General features: G+C 71.5%; 30 protein-coding genes. All 30 read right to left on the bottom strand.

Going from position 1 to position 24,772, the window contains the following annotated elements:
• Positions 1–22: 22 nt before the first annotated feature.
• Entirely contained in the window at positions 23–391 is a 369-nt protein-coding gene (locus A6A06_RS01270) for a hypothetical protein (protein ID WP_073757910.1), read from the bottom strand.
• 121 nt (positions 392–512) lie between these two features.
• Positions 513–1,052, bottom strand: coding sequence for an endonuclease domain-containing protein (locus tag A6A06_RS43855; protein WP_199930625.1), 540 nt, complete (start codon positions 1,050–1,052; stop codon positions 513–515).
• A 195-nt stretch (positions 1,053–1,247) separates the two neighbouring features.
• Complete coding sequence (locus tag A6A06_RS01260) at positions 1,248–3,254, bottom strand: ABC transporter ATP-binding protein (RefSeq protein ID WP_079193725.1); 2,007 nt, start codon at positions 3,252–3,254, stop codon at positions 1,248–1,250.
• Positions 3,251–3,529: a hypothetical protein gene (locus tag A6A06_RS01255; protein ID WP_073757906.1), complete on the bottom strand. Its 279-nt coding sequence runs from the start codon at positions 3,527–3,529 to the stop codon at positions 3,251–3,253. Before A6A06_RS01255 ends, A6A06_RS01260 begins: the two co-directional genes overlap by 4 nt.
• A gap of 48 nt (positions 3,530–3,577) precedes the next feature.
• The gene (locus A6A06_RS01250; protein ID WP_079193724.1) at positions 3,578–3,886 is read right to left on the bottom strand and encodes a DUF6087 family protein; all 309 of its coding nucleotides are present in this window, start codon (positions 3,884–3,886) and stop codon (positions 3,578–3,580) included.
• Complete coding sequence (locus A6A06_RS01245) at positions 3,883–4,437, bottom strand: GNAT family N-acetyltransferase (RefSeq protein ID WP_242440580.1); 555 nt, start codon at positions 4,435–4,437, stop codon at positions 3,883–3,885. Before A6A06_RS01245 ends, A6A06_RS01250 begins: the two co-directional genes overlap by 4 nt.
• Positions 4,438–4,470: 33 nt before the next feature.
• Entirely contained in the window at positions 4,471–6,042 is a 1,572-nt protein-coding gene (locus A6A06_RS01240) for an asparagine synthase (protein ID WP_073757902.1), read from the bottom strand.
• Between the two features lie 68 nt (positions 6,043–6,110).
• Entirely contained in the window at positions 6,111–6,281 is a 171-nt protein-coding gene (locus A6A06_RS41335) for a hypothetical protein (RefSeq protein WP_199930624.1), read from the bottom strand.
• Entirely contained in the window at positions 6,278–6,679 is a 402-nt protein-coding gene (locus A6A06_RS01235) for a DUF6415 family natural product biosynthesis protein (protein WP_073757900.1), read from the bottom strand. Before A6A06_RS01235 ends, A6A06_RS41335 begins: the two co-directional genes overlap by 4 nt.
• A gap of 62 nt (positions 6,680–6,741) precedes the next feature.
• Positions 6,742–7,590: a helix-turn-helix domain-containing protein gene (locus A6A06_RS01230; protein ID WP_073757898.1), complete on the bottom strand. Its 849-nt coding sequence runs from the start codon at positions 7,588–7,590 to the stop codon at positions 6,742–6,744.
• A 25-nt stretch (positions 7,591–7,615) separates the two neighbouring features.
• Positions 7,616–8,140 carry a DUF6879 family protein gene (locus A6A06_RS01225; protein WP_073757896.1) on the bottom strand — a complete coding sequence of 175 codons (525 nt, stop codon included), beginning with the start codon at positions 8,138–8,140 and terminating at the stop codon, positions 7,616–7,618.
• Positions 8,112–8,354, bottom strand: coding sequence for a hypothetical protein (locus A6A06_RS01220; RefSeq protein ID WP_073757894.1), 243 nt, complete (start codon positions 8,352–8,354; stop codon positions 8,112–8,114). The genes A6A06_RS01225 and A6A06_RS01220 overlap by 29 nt, the downstream gene beginning before the upstream one ends.
• Before the next feature lie 142 nt (positions 8,355–8,496).
• Positions 8,497–9,459 (bottom strand): hypothetical protein, encoded by a 963-nt coding sequence (locus A6A06_RS01215; protein WP_073757893.1) that lies wholly within the window; start codon positions 9,457–9,459, stop codon positions 8,497–8,499.
• Positions 9,460–9,545: 86 nt separating this feature from the next.
• Positions 9,546–11,879 carry a DEAD/DEAH box helicase gene (locus A6A06_RS01210; protein ID WP_079193723.1) on the bottom strand — a complete coding sequence of 778 codons (2,334 nt, stop codon included), beginning with the start codon at positions 11,877–11,879 and terminating at the stop codon, positions 9,546–9,548.
• 204 nt (positions 11,880–12,083) lie between these two features.
• Positions 12,084–12,536 carry a hypothetical protein gene (locus tag A6A06_RS01205; RefSeq protein ID WP_073757890.1) on the bottom strand — a complete coding sequence of 151 codons (453 nt, stop codon included), beginning with the start codon at positions 12,534–12,536 and terminating at the stop codon, positions 12,084–12,086.
• 134 nt (positions 12,537–12,670) lie between these two features.
• On the bottom strand, positions 12,671–12,841 hold the full coding sequence (locus A6A06_RS41330) for a hypothetical protein (RefSeq protein ID WP_199930623.1): 171 nt from the start codon (positions 12,839–12,841) through the stop codon (positions 12,671–12,673).
• Positions 12,838–13,398 carry a hypothetical protein gene (locus A6A06_RS01200; protein WP_073757888.1) on the bottom strand — a complete coding sequence of 187 codons (561 nt, stop codon included), beginning with the start codon at positions 13,396–13,398 and terminating at the stop codon, positions 12,838–12,840. Before A6A06_RS01200 ends, A6A06_RS41330 begins: the two co-directional genes overlap by 4 nt.
• Positions 13,399–14,275: 877 nt before the next feature.
• A complete protein-coding gene (locus tag A6A06_RS01195) occupies positions 14,276–14,893 on the bottom strand; it encodes a hypothetical protein (protein WP_073757886.1) in 618 nt (205 codons plus the stop codon).
• A 2-nt stretch (positions 14,894–14,895) separates the two neighbouring features.
• Complete coding sequence (locus A6A06_RS01190) at positions 14,896–16,188, bottom strand: cytochrome P450 (protein WP_079193722.1); 1,293 nt, start codon at positions 16,186–16,188, stop codon at positions 14,896–14,898.
• Positions 16,179–17,468, bottom strand: a complete 1,290-nt coding sequence (locus tag A6A06_RS01185; RefSeq protein WP_079193721.1) for a cytochrome P450 — start codon at positions 17,466–17,468, stop codon at positions 16,179–16,181. The genes A6A06_RS01190 and A6A06_RS01185 overlap by 10 nt, the downstream gene beginning before the upstream one ends.
• The gene (locus A6A06_RS01180) at positions 17,461–18,078 is read right to left on the bottom strand and encodes a GTP-binding protein (protein WP_242440516.1); all 618 of its coding nucleotides are present in this window, start codon (positions 18,076–18,078) and stop codon (positions 17,461–17,463) included. The genes A6A06_RS01185 and A6A06_RS01180 overlap by 8 nt, the downstream gene beginning before the upstream one ends.
• Positions 18,056–18,445: a DUF742 domain-containing protein gene (locus A6A06_RS01175; RefSeq protein ID WP_073757884.1), complete on the bottom strand. Its 390-nt coding sequence runs from the start codon at positions 18,443–18,445 to the stop codon at positions 18,056–18,058. The genes A6A06_RS01180 and A6A06_RS01175 overlap by 23 nt, the downstream gene beginning before the upstream one ends.
• Complete coding sequence (locus A6A06_RS01170) at positions 18,442–18,840, bottom strand: roadblock/LC7 domain-containing protein (protein ID WP_079193720.1); 399 nt, start codon at positions 18,838–18,840, stop codon at positions 18,442–18,444. Before A6A06_RS01170 ends, A6A06_RS01175 begins: the two co-directional genes overlap by 4 nt.
• 3 nt (positions 18,841–18,843) lie before the next feature.
• The gene (locus A6A06_RS01165) at positions 18,844–20,142 is read right to left on the bottom strand and encodes an ATP-binding protein (RefSeq protein ID WP_338015848.1); all 1,299 of its coding nucleotides are present in this window, start codon (positions 20,140–20,142) and stop codon (positions 18,844–18,846) included.
• A 375-nt stretch (positions 20,143–20,517) separates the two neighbouring features.
• Complete coding sequence (locus tag A6A06_RS01160; protein WP_073757878.1) at positions 20,518–20,985, bottom strand: hypothetical protein; 468 nt, start codon at positions 20,983–20,985, stop codon at positions 20,518–20,520.
• Between the two features lie 104 nt (positions 20,986–21,089).
• On the bottom strand, positions 21,090–21,854 hold the full coding sequence (locus A6A06_RS01155; protein ID WP_073757876.1) for a hypothetical protein: 765 nt from the start codon (positions 21,852–21,854) through the stop codon (positions 21,090–21,092).
• A complete protein-coding gene (locus A6A06_RS01150) occupies positions 21,851–22,318 on the bottom strand; it encodes an ATP-binding protein (protein WP_242440515.1) in 468 nt (155 codons plus the stop codon). The genes A6A06_RS01155 and A6A06_RS01150 overlap by 4 nt, the downstream gene beginning before the upstream one ends.
• A gap of 197 nt (positions 22,319–22,515) precedes the next feature.
• Positions 22,516–23,001, bottom strand: a complete 486-nt coding sequence (locus A6A06_RS01145) for a DUF6302 family protein (protein WP_199930620.1) — start codon at positions 22,999–23,001, stop codon at positions 22,516–22,518.
• A 170-nt stretch (positions 23,002–23,171) separates the two neighbouring features.
• Positions 23,172–23,744, bottom strand: coding sequence for an ATP-binding protein (locus tag A6A06_RS42485; RefSeq protein WP_242440514.1), 573 nt, complete (start codon positions 23,742–23,744; stop codon positions 23,172–23,174).
• Entirely contained in the window at positions 23,741–24,529 is a 789-nt protein-coding gene (locus A6A06_RS01135) for a DUF6415 family natural product biosynthesis protein (protein ID WP_073757872.1), read from the bottom strand. Before A6A06_RS01135 ends, A6A06_RS42485 begins: the two co-directional genes overlap by 4 nt.
• Positions 24,530–24,772: the final 243 nt, after the last annotated feature.

Raw genomic sequence — 24,772 nt, 5'->3', positions numbered from 1 at the left:
GAACCGGGCGAGGCCGCGCAGATCAAGCACTCAGCGCCCACTCCCGAAGCTGTGCCAGCATCCCGCACGTCAGCTCCCCCGGCGCGCCGCCGAGATCATCACGGTCGAGTACGGCCTCGTCGAGCTTGCGCCAGTCCACCGCGTCCAGGAATCCGGCCACGACGGGCCGCACGTCCGCCGGCTCGACCACCACATCCGCCAGGCTCTCGAACCGCACGCCGTTCCAGTCCGTGGCCACGTACAGCGCGACTTCGAGCCCCTCGTCCACGGTCTGCGTGATCCGGTACGCCTCCACCGAGGAGGCGACACCGTGGCCGTCGATCTCGATGACGGCGGGCTGCTCGGGTGCGGCGGATATACGGACGCGGTGGTGCTGATCGGACGTGCTCATAATGTGGAGCTAGGTGCGCGAAGGGAGTGCCTTGCCTCCGTACTGGTGCCGCGGAGGAAACCTCCAGCGCCGGAGCGGTACTGACACCAGCCATCGCCGAACAGAGCGTGCAGAGTCGGGATTACAGAAGATCCATCAGCTTCGTGCGGAAAGCGTAGGTGCTGCCTGCGAAGCCGCCTTCCCTCGCCCGTACGTAACCGACGTCACCCGGCTCGATCTGGCGCGCAGCCGGTTGCCGAGCAGGCGGGTCAGACAAGTACGCGTTCAGAAGCGGCCACGTCTGCCGGTCTTCACCCAGCCTTTCGTACCAAGCAACGCGGTGCAGGTTGCATGGCTTGCACAGAAGGCCACGTACACACCGTCGGCAACCAGTAGTACAGCACTTGCACTTGTGGTCGTGATCGATCTGCCACCAGGACACGCCTTCGGCACCGTCGTCCCCAGGACCTTCGCCGCATATGGGGCACATGTCCTCCTGGACCCGAAGGATCGCGTTGACTTGTTCGACGGTAAGTCCCTTACTTCTGGCTTGCCGGTGGGCAGGAGCACAGCCAGAGCAGTGTCTCTTCGTGCTGCCAGGTTCGTCGAAGTCGATAGGGCCGGGGCATAGCTCACACCAGAAGTCAGCGTCGACTTCACATAACTTCCGTTTACGTGCCATAGACAGAACGTAGCGCGGAGCACTGACAGCCCTGTCGATCCAGAGGGCTGCAGGCACGACGGCCCCGCTACCTTGGCTGCCGTAGCGTGAGCGGTATCCATCCATCCGAGCTGCTGGCTGCTCTCGGTCCCAGCCCCGCCCGGCCTCCGGGCGGGGCTGCCCCTTTCACCGGACGCAGACGGTTTGGCCGGCACCTCATGTGACCGTTGGCCCCTTCTGAAGGGGCCAAGGCTGCTCATCATCGTCGGTGACGAACTGCGCGCGCTGGACCCCGTACATGATCCGGAACCTGCCGTCCGGGGCCGTGGCCGGGTTCATCAGCTCGGTGAACGTGCCGGACTCGGCGACCCGGCCGTCTTCCATGAGGTAGATGAGGTCGGCGGAGCGTACGGAGTGCAGGCGGTGGGTGATGAGCACGACGGTCTGCCCGCCGGCGGCGAGGGCCCGGATGTTGGCGAAAGTTCGTTGTTCGGCCTTGGCGTCGAGCGCGGCGGTCGGCTCGTCCACCACGAGGAGCTGCCCGGCCCGGAAGTGGGCGCGGGCGATCCCGAGTTTTTGCCACTGGCCGCCGGAGAGGCTGTGGCCGTCCTGGTAGCCGCGGGCCAGCAGGGTGCCCCAGCCGCGCGGCAGGTCCTCGATCAGGTCCTCGGAGTCTGCGTGCCGGGCCCCGGCGGTGAGCCGCTCTTCGGTCGGGTCCGCGTCGGTGCGGCCGATCGCGACGTTCATGCGGGCGGTCAGCGGCCAGTGGTAGAAGTCCTGGCTGACGTTGGCGATGCGGGAGAACCAGGCGTGCCGGTCGATCTCGCTCGTGGGTACGCCGGCGACCAGGACCTGGCCCTCGTCGGGAAGGTAGAGGCCGGCGAGGAGCTTGGCGGCGGTGGTCTTGCCGGAGCCGTTCTCCCCGACCAGCGCCACGGTCGCCCCGGCGGGAATGTGCAGGTCCACGCCGTCGAGGGCGGGCTTGTTGTCCTTGCCCGGGTAGGTGAAGGACACCTTCTCGAAGCGGACCCCGTCGACGTGCTCGGGTACGGGACGGCCGGTGGCGGGGATGGCGCGCCGGCCGGCCTCGTCCTGGATGTGCTCCAGGTCGCCCACGAACAAGCTCTCCTCGTTCAAGTAGTTGATCTGGTGGACGAGGCCGGACAGGGAGCTGGTGGCGGTGCGGATGGCGATGATGGCGGTGCCGCCCACCGCGAGCGGCATGGCGCCGGTCCACAGCAGCAGGCCCAGGATGCTAAACGTCGCCGCGTACGCGATGCCGGTCAGGACCGAGGCGAGGATCCCGGTGCGGGCGGCGAGGCGGGCGAGGCGTGCCTGCTCCTCTTCGGCGGTCTCGGACATGCTGCGGAAGTGGTGCAGCAGGAAGGCGGCGATGCCGTGCAGCCGGATCTCGGCCGCGGCGTGGGTGGAGGTCAGCAGCTCGGAGATCAGGCGGCCGGCGCGGGCGTGCTGTGTCCAGACCTTGAAGGACGTGTAGCGGCGCCGGGCGATGACGAGGGTGGCCCAGGCGGAGGGCAGCGTCATCATCACGATCATCGGCAGCAGTGCCGGGTGCAGCACGGTCAGCACGCCGATGGAGGCGAGCAGCGACATCAGGGCGTGGATCACCGAGGTGCTGTACTGGATCATGCGGCGGGCGGAGGAGGCGCCGAAGCGGGCGGATTCCGCGCGGCGGTGGTAGTCGGGGTCTTCGAAGGCGGCCATCTCCACCTTGGCGGCGGCGGTCAGGTAGATCTCGGTGGCCACGCGTTCCACCGCGGGCTCCAGCCGTCCGGTGCCGGCGGTGGACACCGCGTGCAGGCCGGCGCCGATCACGCTGCACACCGCGACCGCCACCAGCGCGGGCAGCGCGGCGCTGAGCCGCTGCGTCGTCGGGCCGGGGGACAGGAGCGCGGCGAGGACGTGGTTGATGGCGATCATGCTGGCGGCCTGGACGGCACCGCGGCCCACCTCCGCCCCGAGGACCTGGCGCAGGGCGCGGGCGTTGGCCTGGCGGGCCAGGCGGGCGGTCAGGGCCAGGAGGTGGGGCAGGCGTACGACCATGCCGCGCAGGGTCAGGTCGAGTAAGGCGTCTTCGTGCCGCAGCCAGGCCAGGTCCAGGCGCAGCCGGCCGCCGAACAGCAGCCGCTCGGACTCCGTTACCCCCATGTCGGTGTCGTCGGCCGACTGGGCCTTCGGTGCATGCAGGCGTGGCCACTTCATGCGGTGCCCTCCTGCGGCTGAACCCTGCTGGTCTCGCGTGCACGGGCCGGTCGCGGGTGGCGCAGCACCAGCACGGTCATGCGGTCGGTTTCGTATTCCTCCACCTCGCCCCAGGCGCCGGACACTGCCTTGACTTCGCGGTCGGCCAGGGCTCGGGGGCCGGGCTGGGTGGGTAAGTGGTCGGCGCGGAAGCGACGCTTCGGCTCGGCCAGCGGACGGAAGCCGCGGCCGTCGGCGTAGCGGCGGTGCCACTGGTCGCGGGTGGTGTATTCCACGGTGGTCCTTCTTGTCAAGGTCCGGGACAAGACGCGGGGCTGTGCCGCTCAGTCGGGTTTGCGGTGTCTTCCCCGGCTGCCCGTGCGGGCCGGGCCGGCGGGAGGCGGGATGGGCGGCGGGCCGTGGAGGAGCTGCTGCGCGGCGGCGTAGTCGGTGGCGGTCATGAGTGGCGTCCACTGGTAGCCGTCGTGGCGCAGGACCAGCCGTGGCGCCTTCGGGTGCAGGTGCGCGGCCCGCTGCGGGCCCGGCGCGAGCACGAGGACGCGCAGTTGGCCCGCCAGGTCCCGGTGGGCCTTCGCCTGGCGGGCGGCGAGCTGTTCCAGGGATTCTTCCGGCGGTTCACGGGCGTCGCTCACCGGGTGCGTCCCGCGGTCAGGAGGTGCTGGAAGTCGGTGCGCAGCAGCGGTTCGGGGATCGCTTCGGGGTGGATCGGGACGGCGGGGTGGGCCAGGAGGTAGACCCGTTTCGTGGTGCGCTGCACTTCGTGGACGAGCTGGAAGTGCTGCTGCTGGTAGTAGCGCACCAGGGCCGGGTAGAAGCAGCCGCGCCGCACCCACCGCTGGTCCGCTGTGGCGGCGTGCTGGACGGCCCACCAGGCGATGAGGGTGCCGGGCCGGTGGGCGCGGTAGGCCGGGTCCGTGCACGTGGTGTACAGGTAGTGGGCCGGTTCGGCCAGTTCCTGTGGCGTCCAGCCCCACGGCGGGGCGGCGGTCTGCACGGTGGTGCAGCCGGCCAGGCGGGCGGCCTGCGCGTGTTCCAGCACCCACATGTCACCGTCCCCGGCCTGCTGGGCGATGGTGTCGGCGGACTCGCGCCAGGTCGGCAGGCCGCGTTCCTCCAGCCACCGGGAGCGGTTGAGGATCATGGTGGTGAGGGCGGGGGCGTCGGCGGCGGTGGCCGGGCGCATGGCGAACACAAACTCTCCAGCGGGCAGGGCGGGTCAGAGGAAGGCTTCGGCGGCCAGGTGCAAGGTGGTCACTTCCAGCAGTTGCGCGTCGCCGTCCTCGCGGTAGGCACCGTCGCGGAGCCGGTCGACGGCGCGGCGCAGCCCGTCGGGGTTGACGAGCTTGTTGTCGAACAGCGGGGAGCCGTCGCGCAGCATCCGGGCGAACAGGGGACGGGCGTGGACGGTCAGGGTGTGCTGGACGACTTCGGCGAAGGACTCCCGCAGTTTCGGCTGGACCACCTCCCGGCCCAGGTCGAGGGCGGCCAGGCGGCGGCGCTGGAGCTGCTTGAGCCGGCGCCAGTTGAGCGGCAGCCACTCGCCGAGCTGGACCATGACGGGATCGGCGAACGGGTGCACCGGCCAGATGCCGGCCCGCAGCAGCAGCGGTGCGGTGGTCTCCAGGGACAGCAGCGTCATGCTGTTGACCATGGCCGGTGGGGCGATCCCGATGTCGGCGAACTCGGCCGCGCTGCGGGCGTGTTCACCGACCCAGGGAAGACGGGCGGCGTCGGTCAGCTCGCCCATGGGCCGGTGGGGGTACTCCTCCTGGGAGAGGGCCACCATCTCGTCCCCGCCAAGCCCCGTGACGACGGCGTGGGTGCCCGCGGCGGCCAGGGCCTCGGTGAGCTTGCGGAACGGGTGGTACAGGGGTTCGTCGTAGGGGCTGACGAGTTCTGCGTTGACGCGGGCGCAGTCGCGGTGCAGCGGTGCCGCGACCATCGCGTCCCGCAGCAGGTCCGGGTCGGCGAAACGGACCGCTTCGCGTATCTGCTGGCGGCGGCGGATCTGCTGGGCGCGGCCGGGCCCGCCGATGAGCAGGGCCGCGGTGGGAAAGCGGCCCGGGAAGCGTTCGGCGGCGCGGGTCGCAAGGACGCCGCTGTCGACGCCGCCGGTCAGATGCAGGGCCGTGGTCACTGCGCCGAGGGGCCGCAGGTCCCAGGCACCGTCCATCGCCTCGACGAACGCCCCCAGTACGTCGGCGTCCTCGGCGAGTTCCCGCGGTCCGCTGTGCAGGGCGGGCTCGGGGTAGCGCAGGAACAGGGCGCCGCCGAAGTGGGCGGTGGCCCGCTCGGTCAGGCGGTGAATGCCGGTGAAGGCGGTCTCGGAGCTGTAGCGGGGGCGGTAGAGCAGCAGCCGGGCCGTCTCCCGCGGGTTCAGCCCGCCCGCCCATCTGGCGAGGTCGCCCATCTCCCACGAGCCGTGCAACGTGGCGCCGTCGGCGGCCAGGTAGAGCGGGGTGGTGCGACAGGGGCCCGCGGTGACCTGCACCGGCTCGTCCTGCGTCCACTCGGTCAGCACCCAGTCCGCCGGCCACCGCCCGGCCGCCCGGCGCGCCTGGTCGTACCCGGCCTCCGGTACCTGCCGCACCGCGGCCTCCGGCGCCGGGTGCCCCGCGATCTTTTCCCGGACCATGATCAGCGTGCGGCGGCCGTCGCTGACGGCGGCCTGCTCCACGAGCGGGTGGAGGACGGGCGCCACCTCGCTCTCCCCGCCGGCGGTGGTGTAGCGGGCGCCGTCCCACTGCCAGTCCCCGCCGGAGTACGGGGCCAGCCGCAGCTTGATCATGCAGTCTCCCGGAAAGGTCCACAGGGCCGGGGCGCGGCCACGCGGGCCGGGCCCCGGCGAGAGAAGGGTCATTGGGCGGTCGTGTCGTAGGTCTTCGCCGCGTCGGAGGAGCCCGCCACCTTCTTGTACTCGTGGCACTCCCACGGCGCCTGGACCCGGCGCACGGCCTTGGTGGTGAACAGCTTGTCCGCCCGCGACATGCGGTGCAGCTTCCGCGAAGGCGGGATGAAGTCGTTCATGAACCTCCCTGGTCAAGGTGAGAACACCGGTCCGTATCCGTAGCAGGATCGGCCGGAGGGCGGTGCGGTTCGAGGAGGATCAGGCACAACTGCGCCAGCGCCCGGGTCCGGGAGCGGGCCGTCAGCGCATCGGTGCTCTCGGGCAGGGCCAGCAGCTCGGCGGCGTCCCGGGCGGCGCCTCGGGCCAGCGGCGGCAGCGAGTCCGGATCGGCCGGGAGGAGCAGCGCGAGGTGGCCGCGCAGCGCCCGCGCCGGTTCCGCCAGGCCGGGGCCGGCCGACAGCCGCCGAGGGCGAAAGGCGCGAGCGCAGGTCGCCTCGATGCAGACCACGTCGACCGGCAGGGCATCGGCTTCCTCGGCCGGGATCTGCTGCGCGGGCGGCGCGGCAACCTCGTTCATGCCAACGACGCTACGAGCGGCCCGGGTTGAGCCTCAAGGAAGTTCTACGAAGTTGCACGCCTTCACTCGAACGTGGCACGCGCGGAGATCACCAGGCGGCGGGCCGGGTCCCCGTAGAGGGCCATCCGTTGCAGTGCGTCGAACGCCTTGAGATACACGCCGACCTCGCTGGGGGAGGTGATGTTGATTTCGGCGGAGAGGGTCTCGACCTGGGCCCGCTCCTCATCGAAGATCATGAACGTTTCGACCGGCCACAACGCGCGCCGTCCGCTCACGGGGATCACACCCAGGGAGACGGCCGGATACGACATGGCTTCGAGCAGGAAATCGAGCTGGTCGAGCATCGGCCCCGGGCCGGTGAGGCGGTAGCGCAGGGCAGCTTCCTCGACCAGGAGCAGGAAGCGGTGGCGGCCTTCGCGGATGACGCGGGAGCGGGCCAGCCGCGCGGCGGCGGCCTCGCCGGCGTCGTCGGGGGTGCCCTGGAACCGGTTGATCGCCGAGAGCAGCGCGGCGGCGTACGCGCGGGTCTGCAGCAGGCCGGGGACCACGTTCGAGCAGTACACCCGAAACAGCCGGGTGCGCTCATACAGAGGCACGGCCGCCTCCTGGTAGGGCCGGATGCCGCCGCGGTGCAGCCGGCGCCACTCCACGTACATCGACTCCGCCGTACGCGCCGCCGCGATCAGGTCCTCCGCCTGGTCCGGCGCCCCGCACACCGCGCACCAGGCCCGGATGTCCGCGTCCGATGGCGGCGTCCGGGCATTCTCCAGCCGCGACGCCTTCGACTTGTGCCAGCCGCACCGCGCCGCCACCTCACTGGCGGTCAGGCCGCCGGCACGCCGCACCTCCCGCAGGCGCAGCCCCAGCGCGCGCCGGGCCTCCTGCGCGGCCGGGGACGGGGAAGCGGACACGTGCGGCGTTCCAGTCGCTCAGCGGTCAGGTCAGTTGGTACTGGTCGTGCGGCACCGCCCGTTCCCACACGGCAGCGAACGCCTGCGCGCACAGCCGGGCCACCGAGGTGTCCTCGGTGTACTGGGGGTCGGTGGCCTGGCCGTCGCCGGAGAACACGTTGAAGCCCACGGCCTTCTCGTCGATGAGCCAGAAGTCACTGCCCGGCAGCGCGAGGCCGCAGGCGTGCGCGCGGGGCAGCCACCGCACCTGTTCGCCGGCCGCCACATTGACCGGGGTGATCGCGTGCTCGAAGCGGATGTACTCGCTCACCGGCTCCGAGACGATGCGGGCCCGGCGCATCGTGACCCCGCGCTTAACGGTCCGCGTCACCAGCTCCACCCACTCCCGCCAGAACTCCGAATCGGCCGCCGGCACCGTGCCGTCACGCCGCCAGGCGTCCACCGCCGTCTTCTCCTCCTCGACGGCGTACACATCGCGCATCTCCAGGTGCACGGCCGAGTGCCGGGCGGAGTCGAGCAGTTCAGCGAAGCTCGGTACCGTCTGCGACATCGCACGCCTTTCTGAGCTGGGCCGCCATACGGGCGGGGATACGGACCACGGCCTCGTCCTCGGGCCGGGGGCTGCGTTGCGCGCACTCCTGGAGCGTCGCCTCGTCGGCGACCCAGCCCTGCACGATGATCTCCCGCCGTTCCGCGTCCACCCACAGCGCTGGGCAGTTCCCGCCGCCTGTGTCGGGGTCGATACCGATGAACCGTAGTGCCATTACTGCCTCCCATGCCCTTGCGCGCTATATGCCCTGCTCTGATCAGGGGAATTGGCGGGAGCTGCGCCACGAGGCGGTCCGACGACGGGGCGCCTCCTGGGCCTTAAGGACGCCTCCTCCAGGGAGAGTACTTCGCTCTCCATCACTGAGTCGCTGGCAGAAGGCTGAGGTCGTAGTCGGTGGTGACAAGCAAGTGATCGCTGGCGGCTTCTGCATCCGGCCCGTGGTGAGTGGTGTGAGCATAGGCGGTACGGGCCAGGCGGAGCGTGGCGCGGACGGTATCGATGCGGCCGGGGCCGAACGGGTCGAGGCGACCCTGCTCGTCGGGCCAGTGGCCGCAGGTTGCCTCCCAGGGGACGTCCAGCAGCGGAGCAATATCGTGCAGACCGCCGGGTTCCTGGCTGAGGAAGACGGCCGCATCCCGGTTCGCCACCGGTGGTGCATCAGGGTGTGCCGGGTCGAAGTCGACCTGGAACCGCAGTTTGCGGTGCCGCTGGCCGGCGTATCGGTCTTCGTCGTAGCGGGAACCGTCGGCTCGCCGGGAGGCGTCCAGACTGTTCCAGTCGGCCCCGATCGCTCCCTGCTCGTCTTCGTTCTGGAAGGCGGACAGGACGCGACGCGCCTCTTCGAGTCGACGGACCGGGGAAAAGGGATTCGCGTGATACGCGCCCCACTTGGTGGGCCTCGGTCCGCCGGCATCAAGCATCACCGTCACCATGCCGTGCCAAAGATCCACTCCGCCGTCGTAGCGGCGCAGCGTGCGGGGTACGGCTTCCACATCAGGGGTCCACAGCAGGGCAACGTGGAAGCGGACACTGTCGCACGTGCCCGGATGCTGGCTGGCCAAGGCGGGGATGATGCGGCGCCCCCGCGGCCGGGACGCTTGCGCCACCAAGCCGGTGTCGTCGGCGAACATACGAAGGACTTGGCTGGCGTCAATCCGCCTGTCTCCGGTGATCTCCTGGACCGCCAACGCCCCCCGGCGGTCGCGGAAAGCTTCGCTCACCGTCTCGACGAGTCGACCATACCGCTCCTTTGCTTCGGCTGTGCGGGGAATGCCCAGGTTGAAAAGGTTATAGGTGCCGAACCGGAACTCTGCTGCCATTGGTCCTCCTGAAATGTAGGGAGCTGGCCATGAGGTGTGCGAGCGGGCGGTGTGCCTGCGACGTGCCGGGTGTGTCGGGCCGACGGTCACCAGCGCATGCCGATGTTGGTCAGCGCGGTGACGCGCTCGCGGCTGAGCTTGGCGTCCCGCAGGTTCTGGCGCTGCTTGTGGATCCACCTGCCGAGGCTGACCGGGTCAGGGCCCTTCGCCGTGTACTTGGCCGGTACGCGCAGGTCGCCGTGGGTCTCGTAGTACTCGCGGGCGGCTTCGAAGCCGCGCTGCCACTTGTAGTCGTGGACGGACCAGACCATGCCGAGGGCGTCCAGCTCGCGGATCCGCGCGGGAGACTGCTTGTCTTTGGAGTTGCGCAGCACGCGGAGCCACTGGCCCAGCGGCAGAGGGGGATTGCCGTCGGCGGTGAAGTCAATGGGGACGAGCAGGTCGCCGTGCCGCTCGCGGTAGGCGCGCGCGGCAGCCATGTGCCGCTGCCAGGAGTCGTCGTGCACGCTCCACACCATGCCGATGCCCTCCAGGGCGGCCAGGCGCTCGTCGTCGAGGTGGACGAGCCCCGTCCGCAGGGCCCTGATGAAGGCTCCGAGTTTCACCGGCGCGTCTCCGTCCGCGCTGGGCACGACATGCCCCCTCGGGACGAGCAGGTGGCCGTGCTCCCGGTAATAGGTCTCGGCCGCGGTGAAGGCGTGCTGCCAGTCTTCGGCCTTGGGGGACCAGGCCATGCCGAGGGCATCGAGGCGCTCCTTGCGGCCGGGCAGCAGGTTGCCCTTGCTCTCGGTCGCGCGCTGCCGCGCGATCCACTCGCCGAGCTTCAGTCCGCCGGGGGTGGTGGTGTAGGGCAGGGCGACCCGCAGGTCACCGTGCTGCTGCCGGTAGGCGGTGGCGGCACCGTAGAACTCCTCCCACGACTGAGTGCTGCCGCGCACGGCGTGGGTGGTGATGGCGGTGGCGAAGTGCGCCGGCACTTCAACTCCGGTGATCCGCAGCCAGTCCGGCAGGTGAGTCACGGAAGCGGCGCTTCCGCGCTCGGGGCCGGCACCGGCACCGAGTTGCAGGCGGGCGCTGTCGAGCTGGTCACCGAGGGCCTCGTCGTGCGCGCGAAGCGCCCGGGCGATACGCCACACCTGGTGGTAGGCCGACGACTCCAGAGCCTCCACCGGGTCCTCGTCGGGGCCGAGCAGGACGGGGACGATGATGGAGGCGACCTTGTCCTTGCGGCCTCCCAGGCGCATGGCCCGGCCCAGCGCCTGGATGATGTCGATCGTCGATTCGCGGGGGTCGAGGAAGGCGATCCCGTCGACCGCCGGCGCGTCGACGCCCTCCGTCAGTACCCGCGCGTTGGACACGACGACCAGGCCCTCCTCGTCCCCGCGCAGCCGGTCGAGGACCTTGCGGCGGTCCGCCACGCTCTGGCCGCCGCGCACGTGCCCCGCCCACACCGAAGGGGCCGCGGCGCCGTCCGCCGCCAGCAGGGGGGCCACGGCGGGCAGCGTCTTGGCGAACCAGTCGGCGTCCGCGACCCGGCCGTGGTAGGTGATCAGCCGGCGGATGCCGTGCTGCTCGGCCGCCCGCAGCACGGCGATCTGGCGGGCCAGCATGTCCACCGCGACGGCGGAGCGCCCCACCTGGTAGTGCTGCTGTGAGGCGGCCAGGGCACGGACCTCGTCACTGGTGATGACGGCGACGACGACCTGGTACTTCGCCAGCAGCCCCAGCGCCGAGGCGCGGGCGAAGGACAGCGTGTAGCTCCGGGGCCCATAGATTTTGGGGTCGTCCATGCTCACAGCGAAGTCGCCGAGGCCGGATCCTCCGCGGGTGCCGACGATCCGGGGAGTGGCCGTCAGGTACAGCCGCCGGCCGGCGGGCAGCGCCACGTCGTCGTGGACCTGCCCCCAGGCTTTACCGGCCGCTCCCGCGGTGCGGTGCGCCTCGTCCACGATCCCCAGGCTCCAGGGGCTCAAGTCGTAGGAAGCGTGCGCCTCCTGCAGGACGCGCATACCGGCGTAGGTGCTGACCACCGTCACCCGGCCCGGCCCCGCGGCCAGGTGTGCGAGGTCCGCTGGGCTGGTGGTCACGGCGGCGTGTTCGGCGCGCAGGTCCTGGCCGCGCTGGTCCATCACGCCCGGGTCGGAGCACAGGGCCACGGTGCGGCCCAGCCCGTCGCCGTAGGCTTGACGCCACGCGTGGAGGGTCTGCCCGACCAGCTCGATGCTGGGCACCACCGTCAGCACCCGGCCGGCAGGCGCGATGTCCTGCGCGGCCTCGATGCCCACCCGGGTCTTGCCCGTTCCGCAGGCCATCACCGCGGTGGTGCGCTCGGCCCGGGACAGCGTGTCCGTGACCGCGGTGACGGCTTCGCGCTGATGAGGCCACAGCGCGGGCACGGGCAGGTGAGAAGAAGACGCCATGCAGCTGTTCCTTACGTCATTGATGAGGGGGTGAAGCCGCCACCGGCCGGGCGGCGCAAACGCGGAGAGAGGAGAGGTTTCGCGACGGACTCGACGCCGGTTGTACGCACGGGAGGCGGCGACGGCTGGGCAGGGCACCCGGCGATCGGGGTGGCTGCTCGCTGACTGCCCCGGCGCGGTTCGCTCGGAGGTATACGGCGCTCGCTACAGGTCGGTCTCTTTACGGACGAGCCACAATCCGGACCCGTGGTCGGCGAGCCAGGCCAGCTCGGTGAGGTAGAGCCGGTCGCGGCTGACGGCCGTGCGGGAGGCGGCGACGATGCCGTGCACCCCGCCAGCGGGATCGGCCAGCATGGTGCGCAGCCGGAACCAGCCGGGCCGCAGCCGCGGGGCACTGTCTCCCTGGTCGTCGAAGACCCGGTCGGCGACGTCGAAGTGGAACTGTGCGGCCAGGTTCTGCGCGGCGGCCAGGTCGTGCGCGGGGTCACCGCCCGGGCGGGTCAGGGCGTAGAGGGCCACGCGGAAAACGGTGGGGTGCCGGGCTCGGGCGGCTTGGTTGATGCGGGTGCGCCAGGCGTACAGGGCGCGGGAGTCGGCGGACAGGCCGGAGCCGTCCGGAGCGGGCACGGGCGGTTCGGGGAGCACCGCTGCGGGCATGGCAGGCTCCTCCTTCATTCCGGCCGGACGGGCAGGCAGACGGTCTTGTTCTTGCTCAGGGCGTGCTCGGCGGTTCGGGACATCACGGGCGTTCTCCAGAGGTGGTGCAGGTGGTACGGGCAAGGGGCGGAGGCTCAGGCGGGGCGGCCGTTACGCGGGTGGGGGCTGTCGGGAGCGCTGTCCTGGCCTGGACGGACGGCAGCCGCCACGGCCGGTGACGAAGCCGGCGGCGGGCCCAGCAGCGTCCGCAGCCGCTGCGCCGCCCGCAGGGCCTGCGGTGTGGGGTCCGGGAGGCGGGTGGTCATGCCGCCTGCCCCGCCTGCGCCGGGAAGGGCTCCACGATCAGGTCCTCCTGGCGGGGCAGTACGCGGACCTGGTGGCCGCGGAAGACGGCGTGCTCGTCGCTGCGGGCGCGCAGCGAGGCGCGCATCAGCACCCGCAGCTCCTGCGCCTCGGCCATGGTGAGGGCGGAGGCGACCGCGAACTGCCGGAGCGCCAACCCCGCGGCCAGAGCCGTGAGCAGGCAGCGCTGTGCGAGCGGGATGGTGGCGGCCACGGCCGGAGGGACGGTGCACAGCTCCCGTACAACCGCCAGGTGGATCAGGCGCGGGCGCGATATGTGCTGCCCGCCGGACAGCGCCACGCCCAGGGCCGAGATGGTGAACCGGGCCACCTGCTTGTTGGGACACAGCCCCTGCGCGACAAGGCCCTCGTCTCCGGCGCCGTTGGCCAGCAGGTCCAGGGCCTGCCGGTCTGGGGCGACGGCCGCCGGGCCCGGGCTGAACCGCCACGGGCTCCGCGCGCCGTCCGGCGCGGTGACGCGGGTCCGGCGCTCCGACGGGGGCGCTTCGCGCAGTTTCATCGTGGCAGTCCGTTTCGGCAACGAGGGTGTGGATGGCTGTTGAAGGCGGTGGGGCAGGGGCCGCGCGATCCCGCTCCCCGGGACGGTGGGGGCCCAGGGACGGTGTTGTGCCGCGTCACTGTGTCTCCCGGACGGCGGGGCGCCGGTGGGCAGCGGCCATCGGGAGAAGTTGTGGGGGCCGTGGTGGCTCGCCAGGGTGATGAGCCCTGGTGAGCCGACGGGCCGAGCGTGCCCTTCTCGGCCTGGCTGCTCCCGGCTGTGTTCAGGTAGCAGCCGCACGGCGCCTTTTCCGGCTCTTCCCCGTCGTTCAGCACAGGCGGGGACGGCACGAACCAGGATCGGCGGTGGGTACGGTCGGCACGCCGGCCGTACCCGGCGCGGGTGCACGCGGCCCGCGCCCGTCCTGGGACGCTGCTCTCGCTCGCCCAGGAAGCTGGGGAGGGTGCGCTGGCCGGTGCCGGTGACGCTGGTGGTGAGGTGGCCCGGCATCGCGTACTCCTCAAAAGCGGAAAGGGAAGAGGGGAGAGCCGGCCCCGGTCAGGGGTGCCCCTTGTCAGCCCTGTCGGGGCCGGCTCGTGTGCCGCAGCGCCGGGAAGCCCCACCCGGGCCCGGCGCCGACCCGGCCAGCCCGTCCCCACGGCGGAGCGGCCGGGTGCCTTCCCGGGCGTCGTCGGCCGGGAAGGCTGCGGCGCGGCCCTGCCCGCCATCGCCCACACGAGGCGGGGCAGGGCCGCTGCCTCCCGAAGGGCACGCCCGGCTCGGGAGCAGGCGGCCATCGGGAGGGTGGCGGCCGTCACGGGGGGACGGCCGCCGGGGCACGGAGCCGTGCCCGCCCGCGCGACGGTGGTTGGCCTCACCGCCTGCGGAAGTCGTTTCGTCAGGGCCGTCTTCGTCTTCGGACGCACGGCGGAAGCTGGGCGTGGACGGTGTCGGTCATTCGGGGCAGCCGCCGGGTGCGGCGGCGCAGCAGGAAGGCCGACATGGGGGTGCTGCGCAGGACTTCGAGGCCGTAGCGGTCGCCGAGGTCTTCGGCCACTGCCTGATCGGCGGTGTCTGTGGCTAGCCACTGCACGTGCTCGCGCTCGTGTGCGCCGTAGTCGACGAGCCAGCCCGCCAGACGCGGCCCGTACCCGTCGCAGTCCGGTCCGTCGCGGTCCTCGTACAGGTCGTCGATCCACAGCGCCCTGCCCGGCATGTCCCGCCCGCGCTCATCGCGCATCGGACTCTTGATCACCAGGGCGCAGCTGCGGATGGTGGTGCCGTCCAGCAGCAGCCAGGTCAGCGGGTGTCCCCGGTCGACCGTGCCGAGCATCGACAGCAGCGGGCAGTCGCCGGGCGTGGCGGCTCGGGGCCGGTGGTCCATCCAGTGCGTTGCACGTGCGACGACCTGCGCCACGGCCCGGTGATCGGCGTACTCCGCCGGACGGATGACGTACTCCGGCCGCCGGGGCCGGCTGGTCGCCGCTGCTGCGGTGCCGGGGAAGGTGCGGGGCATCGTCACGCCTCCGTGCGGGTGTCGGCCGGCCGGTCGTCGGCCGGTGCCAGACGGACGGACAGGTTGGCGTAGGAGTTCATGAGCACGGTGGGGGAGCGGCGGGGTGAGCCGGTCACGGTGAGGTCGGGCCACCGTTTGAACAGGCGCTGCAGGACGATGCGGCCTTCCAGGCGGGCGAGCGGGGCGCCGAGGCAGACGTGGATGCCGTGCCCGAACGAGGTGTGGCCGCGGACATTGCGGACGTCGAACTGGGCGGCGGTGGGGCCGTAGCGTTCGGGGTCGCGGCCCATGGCGATGTAGGAGATCATCACCGGATCACCGGCCTGGATGGCGGTATCGCCGAGCGTCGCCGGGCGGGTGGCGAAGCGCAGCAGAAAATTTGCGGTCGGCGGATCCCAGCGCAGCACCTCCTCCACCGCGCGCGACCAGGGGACCTCGCCGGTGCGCAGGAGGGCGAGCTGCTCGCGGTGGGCGGTGAGCGCGCGCACGGCATTGACCAGCAGATGGACCGTGGTCTCGTGTCCGGCGACGATGAGGACCTGGAGCGCGGCGACCAACTCCGGGTCGGTGAGCCGCTTGCCGCCGGACAGGTTGAGCAGCGCGCTGGTCAGATCGTCCCCCGGCGTGTGCCGCATCCGCTCCAGGTGGCGGTGGAGGTAGGCGCTGAGGCCGGCCACGGCGTCCGTGGGGTCCTGGGTGTCGTCGAAGAGCACCTCGAACCGCTCGCGCAGCATGGCGTGATCGGCTTCCGGGACGCCCAGCAGGTGGCAGATGATGGTCATCGGCAGGGGCCAGGCCACCTGCTTGCGGAAGTCGGCCGTGCCGTCGGCGGATGCGTGCGCGGCGGTGGCCAGTTGGTCCAGGAGCCGGTCGGTGACTTCCTCGATGAGCGGTGTCAGGGCGCGGACGCGTTTTTCGGTGAAGACCGTGGCCAGCGGGCCGCGCAGGTAGCTGTGGTCGGGCCGGTCGACGGTGATCAGGCTGCGGCCCTGGGGGGCGGCCAGGCCCATCAGCGGCCAGTCGGCCGGTATGCCCCCTGCCCGCAGTGCCCGCCAGTTGCGGCGGTCGGAGCTGAAGACGTCGGGTGCCCGCAGGACGGTACGGGCGACGGCGTCCTGGGTGACGGCCCAGACCGGGACGTCCCCGGGCAGGGTGACCGGGACGACGGGCCCGGCGTCACGCATGACGGTGGCGTCGTGGTGGATGTCGGCGCTGTCGGGGGAGAGGCGGTGCACCGGCCGGTCCAGGCTCAGCGGGACATCGTGCGTGCGCGGCAGGCGGGTGTTCACATCCATGGGAGACCTTTCGGGTGGCCGAGGCTGAGGGAGGTGGGGGTGAACTGGACGGGCAGGGCCAGCAGGCCGCGCATCCAGATGGTGGGGGCCCAGCGCAGCTCGCTGTCGTGGCAGGCCAGGGACAGGCCGGGCAGGGCGTCGAGCAGCACCTCGATGGCGGTGCTGGCCATTACCTCGGACAGGTCGCGGGCGGGCCGGGGGCAGCTGTGGGGCCCGTGGGAGTAGGACAGGTAGGCGCGGCAGTCGCGTACTCCCGCGGCCGGGTCCGCATGGAGGGTGGGGTCGGTGTTGGCGGCGGCCAGGCCGAGCAGCACCAGGTCGCCCGCCGGGATGCGGTAGTTGCCCAGCTCGGTGACGCGGCTGGTGATCCGGCCGGCGAAGACCTGGGTGGGGGTGTCGGACCACCGGACCTCGTGCATCGCGTCGCTGACCGACAGGCGTCCGCGGCGCAGGGTGTCGGTGAAGCGGTCGCCGGTCAGCATCAGCCGCGCCGTGTTACCGATCAGGTAGGCGGTGGTGATGTGGCCTGCGATGTAGGTGACGAGCAGGTCCTCGGCGAGCTGCTGGTCGTTCAGCGCGAGGGGGTGTTCTGCCAGCCGGGAGGCGACGTCCGCGCCCGGCCGGCGGCGGACCCGGGCGATCAGCCGTTCGACCACCTTCCGTGCCCGCTGCCGCCCGCCGATCGCCTCCGGGCCGCTGGAGAGCATCGCGGCGAAGTCCGCGGGCAGATCGCGGCTGTCCTCGTCCGGCACGCCCAGGGCCCCGCTCATCGCCAGGACCGGCACCTTGAGGGCGTAGTCGGCCATCAGCTCGGCGGCGCCCGTGGGAGCGACGTGGGCCAGCAGGTGCTCGCTGATGTGCTGGCAGCGCGCGGCGAACTCGTCGCGGTCCACCGCGTCCAGCGCCGCGCTCAGGGCGCCGGCGCGCTGCCGGTGCGCCTCGCCCTCGGCGTACAGGAGGCAGTCGTGGGCCTGCCCGCCGCCGAGCATCGGCCACAGGGGCCAGTCGGGGGGCAGCAGCGGGCCGAGCCGCCAGCGCAGCGTGTTGCGGGCGAAGGTCGCTGTGTCCTCGGTGACGCGCCGCAGGGTCTGGTGGTCCAGGGTGAGCCAGGCGGGGACGCGGCCGGGCAGCAGGACGGGGGCGACCGGCCCGTGCGCCTTATACAGCTCACGGAAGACGCCGCCGGCATCGTGCTGGTAGCGGCCGTCGCCCAGCAGCGGCGCGCGCTCGTGGCTGGCCGGGACGGTGATTGCGGCAATGGCTGCGAAGGTGTCAGGCACGGCCCGCCTCCTGACGGCCGCGGGCCGCGTAGTGGCGGCCGGCGTAGCGGACCAGGGTGATCAGGACCTGGCGTACGGAGTCGCGCTGCCGGGCGTCACACGCCATCACCGGCACCTGCTCCTGCAGCGTCAGGTGCTGGCGGATCTTCTCCGGGCTGTGGCGGGCGTCTTCGTCGTGCCACACGTTGTGGGCCACGACGAACGGCATCTGGGCCTCCTCCACGCGGTCCAGGGCGGGAAAGGAGGCATCGAAGCGGCGGGTGTCCACCAGGACCACCGCGCCCAGCGCGCCGCGGAACAAACGGCTCCACAACTCCTCGAAGCGCTGCTGTCCGGGCACGCCGAACAGGTGCAGGACCGTGTCCGTATCCAGCGTGCGGCGGCCGTAGTCGAAGGCCACGGTGGTGGTGCGCTTGTGCGGGGTGGCGCTCAGGTCGTCCACGCCGATGCTGGCGCGGGTCATTTCCGCTTCGGTGGACAGCGGCGTGATCTCGCTGACCGACCCGATGAAGGTGGTCTTGCCGACGCCGAAGCTGCCGGCGACTGCCAGTTTGACCGCGGTGGGCTCGGCCCGGCCTATGGGGGTGTTAGCGGAGTCGTTGGAGACCACCAAGGACCCTTTCCAGCAGTTCCTGCCCCTGCGAACTGTCGAAGAAGTCGGGGGCGGTGCTGCTTTGTGCGGGAGGAGAGGCGGGGGAATGGTGTACGGAGACCCGGTGCTGGTCGATCAGGCGCGAGAGGACGACCGTGGCGAAGCCCAGCGGGCGGCGCAGGAGCGCGGCGATCTCCACGACCGCCAGCGCCTGGTCCCAGCACAGCTTGATGATCTGGGCGTCTTCGATCTGCAGGCCGGCCACGTCCCTGTGCTCGGTGCGGATGAGCGAGGACGCATCGAGGGCGTGGTCGCTGCTGGTTCGTCCGGCCAGGGCCACGAACGAACGGTCCGGCACGTCCCGTGGGTCGGGGGCCTGGCTCATGGCGTCGGCGTCGGTGCGGTGCGGACGGGGATGTTCAGGTGCCTCCTGACCCGTTCGATCAGCTGCACCATCGCGGCCCCGATCGCCCCGGTGTCGGCTTCGGCGTCCGCCAGGACCGCCAGGATCGTGCCGTCACCCGCCTCCATGACCACCACCTGCCGGTCGCTCAGGGCGACGGTCAAAGAGCGCAGGCGGCCGGCGGCGCAGTGAGCTTCAAAGCCCTCCCCCAGAGCAACCAGGCCGCTGCAGACCGCCGCCATCTGGTCCGCGGCATCGGTGTCCAGCTGTCCGTCGCAGGTCACCTTGAGGCCGTCGGCGGACAGCAGCAGCGCCTCCACGACACCCGGGGTCTGCTCGATCAGGCTCGTCATCAGCCAGGTCAGGTCTTTGCTCACGATTCAGCGCTCCGAAGCGTCGGTCGAAGGGGCGGGCGGGGAAGGCGGCGTGGGACGGGTGGCGCGGTGGAAGGACCCCATGTGCCGGGCGAGAGCCAGGTCCGGCGGCACGGGCGCGGCACCCGGGGCGGACGGTGCGGCAGGCCGCGGCAGTGTCGCCCGGGGAACGCGGGTGGGCAGCGGATGCTGTGACGACGCAGGTGAGGGATGAGCAGCGGGGCGGGGATCGGCTGCGGGAAGCGCACCGGCCGGCGTGTGCGGCGCCCGGGCCGGCGCAGCGGGCGGTGGCGCGGCAGGCTGCCGGGGCGCGCGCGGCGGCGTGTCCGCGACAGGGGCGGCGAGCAGCTGCCAGGGAAGGAACACGCTGGCGCGGATGCCACCGCTATCCGACAGTCCCAGCGAGATCGTGAGCCGGTAGCGCTCGGCGCAGATGCGTGCCACAGCCAGGCCCAGCCGGTTGCCGGACAGGTCCGCGAAGTCCAGCGGGCACGTCCAGTCGACCGTGCGCCGTGCCCGCTCCAGCATCTCCGGGTCCATTCCCAGACCGCTGTCGACGACGAGAAGCACCAGCCCCATCTGGACCTGCTCGACGCCGACCACGACCGGGGAGGGCGGCGGACTGAACCGCAGCCCGTTGTGGATGAGTTGCGACATCACGAGGATGACCGTGTTGACCGTCTGGCTGCTGACCTTGCCCACGTTGTCCGGCACCTGCAGATTCACCCGCTGGAAGTCGGGGGTCTGTCCCACGGCGGCGCGCAGGACCTGCATCACCTGGATCGGCTGCTCGTACGGCCGTCCGATGAGACGAGCCCCGGTGAGCACGAGCACGCTCTGGGACAGCCGCCCCATGGCCGAGGCCCGCATGTCCAGCGCGTCGAGATCAGCCCGGACCGCCTCCCGCGACACCGACGGGCCGTCCGATACCCAGTACGGGCCCTTGCGCCTGTCGATGTCCGCGAGCTGGTCGGTGACCGCGGCGTGCAGACGCTGCGCGTACGTGCGCATCACCGAGTTGAACGCCTTGCGCCGGCGCCGCTCCTCGTAGAGGGCATGGACCACGGCTCCGGTCAGCTCCCGCAGCGCCGGATCGCCCGGCAGCCCGTTCAGGTCGTCGAGCTGTGCCAGGACGGTGGTGGCCGATGCGTCCTTGTCGAACTGCTGCTGGACCAGCGGCAGCACCTCCACCGTCAACCGCTGCGCCTGGGCCCGCAGCTGGTCCCGCTCGGCAGTCACCTGGCGGCAGTGGTGAGCCCGGCCGACCCGGGCCTCTCCTGTCGCAGTCACCACCACGAGGACCACGCTCAAGCACCACATCCCACTGACCGCATCGCCCGTCTTCAAGACCAGCAGCGCAGCTCCACCCACCACCAGCAAAGCCAGCGCCACGGCGAGCCCCACCCGAAACAGCGGACTCGACGGCCACTGGTGACGCGGGACATGCCCATGGGACTGCGGGGAAGGGACGTGGATCGTCATCGGTTCCTCACGGCGAAAGTCGGGCGGGCGGGTGCAGCGAAGGCCACCGGGGCGAACCCGCCCCGGACCGGCGACAACAGGGGCGGCCGCAGGGCCCGGGGCCTCCCCTTCCGCCCCGGCGGCCGGCCGGCGGGCCGTGCGCGCCGCAGACGGTCGGCACCGCGCTCATGAAGCCGCATCCTCGGCACACGGTGGGCGTCAGCAGGCATAGGAGCCACCCGCCGCCGGGGTCTCCAGCGGCCGGGGCGAGCCCCACGGCACCCGGGCCCGCCCGGCAGGACGCTGGCGCCGGGAGAGGTAGGCGTGGTGCAAGGCTCCGCTGTCGGTGGTGGGGCCGCTGTCCCGGTCGGGGGACAGCCACAGCCGGTGGCAGCGGGATCCGGCGGCAGCATTCGCGCAGCGCATCAGCCGGCTGCATACCGACTGCGGCGCGTGCCACCGGTCCGCGGTCTGCGCCAAAACGGGCACCAGCACCTGCTGGTGGGTGACGCAGCACAGTACGGGCCCGACACGGTGATGGCCGGCGAGCAGATCCTCAAGCGCCTGCAGCCCTATACCGAGGCCGAGCTGGACCGTGGCGGGGGGTAACTCCGGCTTGCGGTGCGCTGCCGCGACCCGCTCGTCGAAGCGGACGAACCAGGGCCGAGTCGTGGCTGAGGCTGACATGAAGGTCTCTCCGGTACAGGGGGCCGCGGGCCGGCCAGCCGGGCCGCGGGCAAGGTGAGTGGTGTGAGAAAGGCGGTTTATCGCTGGCAGGCCGTGGGGCCCGCTCATCGGGGCAGGTGCGCGGCCACAGCATCAGCGAGCCGCAGAGCCTGAGCAGGTTCCAGATCGCCGAGATCCAGCCCGGTCGCCTGGCCGCAGTGCCCGCACGGCGCGTCCAGCGTCACGCTGAGCCGAACCCCCGTCGCGAAGTCCGCGACCCGCAAGAAGCGCTGCGGCAGGTCGAGCTGGTCTTCGTCCCCCGAAGCGGCTTTGGACCCCCTTTCCAGGTGTGCCAGCAGCCGACGGGCCGGGTCTGTCTGGATACGGCCCAGCACCACCCGTCCGGCCGGGACCTCGACCCACTGATCGCCGCGCAAGACCTGCAAGCCGTCGACCGTCACACTGGGCTGCTGCAGGCCGGCGGCGCGAAGTGCGGTGCGCAGACGGTGCGCGGCGGCGTACACCGGCGGCAGTTGCTCCACGACGACGGCGGCCAGGCGATCGGCGTCCTCCACGCTGCTCGGACGGACCGCGGTGCGCCAGGCACCGTCCGGGCCGTCCAGGGCGATGATGTGCGCGACGACGCCGCGCCGCAGCAGCGCCTGACGCAGAATCTCGGCGGCCTGCTCCTTGCGGAGAGCCACCAGATTCACGCTGGCGAAGGGCAGCGCCGAGTACCTCAGATGCGCCGTTACCTCCAGGGCAGGTGCCCCGGTGACGTGGGGCTCCACCGTGGCGCCGGCAGCCTCCAGTGCCCTGACGACGGTCTGGCGCGCGAGCATGTGTGCCGGGCTCGCCACACCGGGCGGCGCGGGGATGTCCGTGGTCATGTGGTCGGCTTCCTGGATAGAAGGGGGAGGTGGGGTGCGGATCTAGAACAGGCATCGGCGCCCGCCAGTTCGCACCAGGTCGCGGCGCCGACATCGCTGGTGCCCCACGAGCCGCCTCGCCCGTGGGCGATCGACTGCACGAGGGCCAGGCCGAGGCCGTGCTCGTCGGCGTCACCGGACGAAGCGGGAACCGGCTTGTATCCCGGGACTCCGTCGCGCACGACAATCCGCAAGAAGCCACCGCGAAGGGCGAGGATCACTGTGATCTCGCAGCCTCCGCTGTGCACGACGGCGTTGGTGACCAGTTCGGAAACGACCAACTCGGCTTCGTCTGCGAGGTGCCTCAGACCGCGACCGATCAGGCATTCGCGGGCCCGGCGCCTCATGGCGCTGACCTGCGCGCTGTCCTCAGTGGAGGGCTTCTCGTGGGGAAGCCGCTGCTGGATGGTGAACTGCTCCTTCATTAGTTCGGCGTCACGATGGGGGGCGCGACGCCGCCGTGTGGCAGTCGTTGTCATCACGTCCTCTGGGGGGCTCGGACGGCCGCTCGGGCTGCAGAAACCATCCTGCTCGCGAAGGATCCGCTCGCCGTCGGGGGAGAGGGAGCACACTTCGACGAGGGACCGGTCGAAAGGGCGCGCCGGAATCGACACGCCGAGCGCTACGGCGTCGCGTTCTGACGACCGGCCCCGAGACGAGGCTGTGCCGTCCCCAACGCGTCTTCCCCCGCCGGCGTACTGCCGCGGCTGGCACAGAGCGATCCGGCGATGTCGCCGGCGCCGGGTTCATCCGGCGGCCCGGCCACATAGGCGGCGATGGCGGCCTCGCTGTAGCCGTAGTGGCGGCCGTGCATGGTGTCGTCCTCTTGGGGCGGCGGATCGGCACCCCACCGCACGACGTGGCGGGTGTTCGGATACAGGGACCAGTTCAGCCGTGCGTTGGGGAAGCCCGGACGGCCCTTGAGGACATCGCGGATCAGCAGGCCGCAGCGCAGGCAGCAGGAGGAGGTGTAGCCGCCGCGGCGGGCACCGCCGACTGGGACTGCCAGCGTCGCACCCGTGTGGACGTGCAAGGCCAGGCTGCGGCGCAGAAGCGCCGGGTCGGCCAGCCTGTCCCGGAAATAGGTGTAGTCCAGAGCCTGTGTCACCGGTACGACCATCACCCGCGGGGGCCCGTTTCGCCCCATCCGGCGCCGTGCGCTCCGCAGTGCCCCAGGAAGCGGGCGGCGGGCTCGGCCCAGCCGAGGGCGAGGCGCTGCGCGGTTCGTTCGCAGGGCTCGCGGCCACGGGCCTCGACGCCTCGATATGAGCCTCATCATCAGCCCACCGCCAAGTCGCACCAGGTGGTGGCGCCGTTGCCGCTGATGCCCCACGCGCCCTTTTGTCCGGCGGCGATGGATTGGACGAGGAAGAGGCCGCGGCCGTGTTCGTCGGCGTCCTCAGGCGGCGTTGGAAGTGCCGTGTTCCCCGGGGTGCCGTCGCCCACGGTGATCCGCAGACAGCCATCACGGAGGGTGAGGGCCACTGTGATCTTGCGCCCCCCGCTGTGCATCACCGCGTTGGTGACCAATTCCGAGACGACCAGCTCAGCATCGTCTGCGATGTAGGGCAGGCCGCGGCCGACGAGCGCCTCGCGGGTTCGGTGCCTCATGGCGCTGACCTGCTTGCTGTCCTTGTGGGAAGGAGGCACGTCAGGCATCCGCGTCTGGATGGTGAACTCGGCCTTCAGCAGGGTCTCGTGGCGGGTAGCGCGGCGCACCACTGGCAGGTGGTCCAGACGCCGGTAGATCCGCTCCACGTGTTCCCAACGACGGCGCCGCCCGGTTTGCAGGCTGGTACAAGGCAGATGCCGGAACTTCTTGAGTGCTCTCGCGGAAATCACCTGGGTCACCTGCTGTCCTGGTGCGTACGTTCGATGTACTCCAGGAGCGGCTGCGCACAAGATGCGAGGCAGACCGCATGGGCAGTGGCGCTGACCAGCCCGCACCCGGGGTCCGCGCGAGTGGCTTCGATGGCGGCCACGGCCGCCCCTCGGACACCGGTGTGTGCGGCTCCATCGCGTTCCGGATGAGACAGCAGCCCTGTGATGCAGGAACACATGCCGCGGATCGAGTCCGTCAGGGCGGCGGTGACCATGACGAGCGATTCCGGGTGGGGGTAGGTCCCAGGAATGCGCCACTCACGTGTGACTTTCACGCTCTCGTGGACCAGGCGCGAGGAAAACCCGGCGGGTGCGCCGTCCACGTCACCGTCGCCGAGCAGAAGGGACAGTACCTCCTGACCAACCTGGGCCAGGCGTACCAGTTGGATGCGAACCCCGAGCGGATCGGCGACGATCTCGGCACCTGCCTGAGCGCGGGCCCGGTCGATGGCTCGCAGCCGTTGGTGTGTTGCCGGGCCCGCGCCCGGAGTAGGCGCGTCGGCCAGTACCTGAGCGAGATGCGGCAGGTACTCGTGCAGCCGCGCGGTCAGGTACGTGACCTGTTCGCCCTCCGGCAGCGGGTTTTGCTCGCTCAGCACGGTGTCGACCAGGTGTGACGTACCGAGCACCATGTCGGCGGGATGATCCGGAGCCAGGCGCGCCGGGTTGCCGGCACCGAGGAAGTAACGGCCCTGCTGCTCCGGGGCGAACGGCAGCGGAGAGACCGGCGCGAGTGCGGACGAAGGGGGTGCCATCGGTGGTCTCCAAGGTCAGGTGCTTACGGATCACGAGTAGGACGAGGCCCGCGGGCACGGCGAAGTGGGTCAGGCCGAGCGCTCGCAGGCACAGGTCGGTGGTCGGTGCACGCCAGCCGCCCGCCGCTGAAGATCGGAGAGCGGGTAGACAGAATCTCGCCAGGGAGGCGACACCGCCATCTCGCGGAGGTGTCACTTCGCCGATCGCCAGCGGGCCGTAGTGACACGGGCGTGTCACTCGGG

The organism is Streptomyces sp. CB02923 (assembly GCF_001905005.1).
Taxonomy (GTDB): Bacteria; Actinomycetota; Actinomycetes; order Streptomycetales; family Streptomycetaceae; genus Streptomyces.
The sequence above is the reverse complement of the archived record's forward strand: the minus strand, read 5'-3'. Positions and strand labels throughout refer to the sequence as shown.